The organism is Neptuniibacter sp. UBA6509, assembly GCA_002435145.1.
GTDB lineage: Bacteria > Pseudomonadota > Gammaproteobacteria > Pseudomonadales > Balneatricaceae > Neptuniibacter.
The window spans coordinates 1-3,055 of record DJLT01000044.1 but is presented as its reverse complement, the minus strand read 5'-3'; the positions used below and the strand labels follow the sequence as shown (position 1 = coordinate 3,055).

At 39.3% G+C, this 3,055-nt stretch carries 2 protein-coding genes; both read right to left on the bottom strand.

Going from position 1 to position 3,055, the window contains the following annotated elements:
- Window positions 1–275: 275 nt before the first annotated feature.
- Complete coding sequence (locus B4K11_RS06250) at window positions 276–1,229, bottom strand: hypothetical protein (RefSeq protein ID WP_273008745.1); 954 nt, start codon at window positions 1,227–1,229, stop codon at window positions 276–278.
- 98 nt (window positions 1,230–1,327) lie between these two features.
- Window positions 1,328–2,491: a hypothetical protein gene (locus B4K11_RS06245; protein WP_272966285.1), complete on the bottom strand. Its 1,164-nt coding sequence runs from the start codon at window positions 2,489–2,491 to the stop codon at window positions 1,328–1,330.
- Window positions 2,492–3,055: the final 564 nt, after the last annotated feature.

The window sequence follows — 3,055 nt, the reverse complement described above, 5'->3', positions numbered from 1 at the left end:
TTATATTGAGCATGATCATTCCATGGTTTTTTATTATTGAAATTCCAACCTACCCACTATTTTTTGTATTGTTAATATGAAAGTTGTAACAAAGTGCAAAATTTGTTCAACACTTTGCAAATGGAAGCAAGTCAAAAATCGCTAACGTAGAATTCAATACATTGAAAAATAAAGAAAATCACAAAACCAGCTATTTTAATGGAATTGAGCGCAAAAAAGGGGTCAGAGTACTTTTTGCAAAATCGTAATGTACTCTGACCCCATTATTTTTGTTTTTACTCAAGTAAGACCAGCAAAGACTCTTTCTCTTTAACAGAGATATTCTCTGACTGAATTTTAAGTTTGAGTACCTCTAGTGCTGCCTCTCTCGACAATTCAACATCCTGTGTCAGAAGAGCCTGCTCTCCCATACGCCCTTTAATAGCAACGGTCACTTGTTCGGAGTATAAACTTCGTAACATCATATTTTTTTGTTTGGTACTGGCAATGGAAGAATAAAACGAATTCGCAAATAGCTTATCCTTTTCAGATAAAGTAGCGTGCACTTCTGCGTAACAGTGACTCTTCTTTCCTTGCTTATAATACTCCGTAGGGAACGGGTACAACATAATCGAATTTTCATCAAACGGCGATGTTTGTACGTCGTCTAAATACATCGTTTTAATGTTGGCAATTGCTTCATCTCTGCTCCAATGAAAAGGCGGAGATTCAAGTTTCTCGTAAATTTTCTCTAAATCATATTCTTGCTCGCAAGCACTATTTTCCCCTTGGTGCTCATGGACCAACCCTAAAGCATGTCCAAATTCATGTAGCACCCAATGCGTAAAAACGCCATCGCCGGAAGGCTTCGACTTTGAAAATCCACCAAGAATCATTGTTGGATTGTGCGCTGCAACTTTCCGTATACCTAGTTGACCTCGATAGGTTGAAAGAGAACTCCCCCTAAACGAGATCCGTATATTTTCACCAGGATACTCACCCTTGCAATCCTGTGGTTTGCGTCGCGGCCCGAAATCAAACAAGTCCTCTTTGATTGCCTTTGACCATTGCTCTGCTGCCTTTTTAACTCGAACTCGATCGCCCTTGTCGCCATCCAAAAAGCAAACGGTCAAAGGTACATCAGACAACGCCCACTTTGCAGCCACATCTAACACGTATTTATAGTTGTTTGCATCATCAACATCTTTCGCCCACAGCGCTTCCAACGATTGGTAATTTGAAATACTCAATTGAAAAGGCTTTTCAATTATCAAATCTTCGTTAGTTTGGCTTAGGCAAATTGAAGATAAGCAAATAAATGAAAGATACGGTAACGCGTTCCACCTACTCATTGGTGGCTACACAAAGTAGTAGGATCCAACTCCTTCAATGCTTCGCAGGCCTTCCTAGCTTGGAGCTCAGCTAAGCGCTGGTGATCTTCAGATTCGCCAGACGCATCGACGATGGCAACTTTCGTTGTTTGATAAGCAATCTGAGCATCGAGAAGCTTCTTTGCTACCTCATCTTTATCTTCCGGAACAAGCTTCGCCACCGCCGCTGTTGACAGTGTCTCTTTGGCTTCACCCAGTATTGCGGCCACTAACTTTGCTCCATCACTAGGTTTATTTGTTTGTATATTGGAAGCTTTCAATTTAATGGGAGAGTAGTGCGTTATTTTATTCTCTGCGTTTAAGTGATGCTGGCTAATAAAAGATAACAGCGACTCTTTTGACATCCCCACTGTCCGAATCCACCCAGACTCTTTGCCCTTTTTAAATTTTAAGGGAGCGTAGAATAAGCCTGGTTTTACCGTACCAAAATTAAACGCTGCAGACGCCAATACAACTGAATCTGGAGTCGAACCAGGGCCAACGAGTTCATAACTGTAAACCAATTCTGTTGAGTTTTTGTTGGTAAGTAGATTCTTAATATCAAGATACTGACTAACAAACTTAAATGCAGACGCATCTTTGGAGAACTCTAATTTACTCTCAAAAATAGAGTAAACCTCACTAACAAAGATCTCATTATCCTTCAGCCTTTGATGAACTTCGTTGTCACGCGTGTCTATATTGGCAAGAGTAACTTGTGACGAGGTATTGTCTAATTCATCAAGTAAACCGCTTTCCAACGCTTCGTCTTCAAAAACGCCAGTGATACTAGTAATACACTTAAAGTCACTATTCCATTTTGGATATTTATCCTCTTTGTCATAGGTGTATAAGTAAAATTCAGTAGTGCTTACCTTTTGTACTTTCTTCACTTTGGTTAGAGATTCAGTAATTTGATCGATAAACCAATTAACCGCTACTGGTATGAGTGTGCTAGCAACAACGGCGCCTATTCCCTTATCCATAGCGCTATTATTGGAAGTAACCAAACACTGATTGCTAATATAAGTTCTCGTTTCTACAACGGTTAAATCCTGTCGTTTTCCCGTTGCACTGCATGAAATAATCGCAGTAGAGAACATTAAGGTGGCTAACAATTTATTATTAAAAGTAGTTTTCATCATCCTTTCCCATATATTGTTGTTTACTTATAAATTAAAAAACAAAAGGGGGACAGCACCGTTTAACATAATTGTACTCGGTCCCTAGTTTGATATATGTGCTTCGGACTACAGTAAGGCTTTTCACTTCTAGAAAGCCATACAGCTAGTATCCTAGCCTCAGAACCATAAACCCAATCCATTCTAACTTGTGCGAGTAGTGCTCCAGTGCTGGTCATTGCATCATTTATATAGCCGCAATAATGCTCACATGAACTAACTTCAGCTTCACTTAATCTAAAAACCATCGCACTTTAATCTCAAGCCTTGAAAGTATTGGTTTGTTTACCCGTCTCGATATTGGTTGTGAAAGAATGAAGCAGTTTCTCTCACCAACTTTTCAAAATAGTTTAAATTTCCAATGCTGGAGCGTAAAAATGGGGTCAGAGTACTTTTTGCAAAATCGTAATGTACTCTGACCCCATTTCTTTTTAGAACTTCAGCCGAATGCTCAAGTGAGGTGTATTTTTAGAAAGCTTGTGGTGAATAGTTAGGCTAGGCATAAAATAGTGACACAAAAATTTC

Coding starts and splice junctions, on each gene's coding strand:
- B4K11_RS06245 (WP_272966285.1), bottom strand. CDS start 2,491: ATGAAAACTACTTTTAATAATAAATTGTTAGCCACCTTAATGTTCTCT.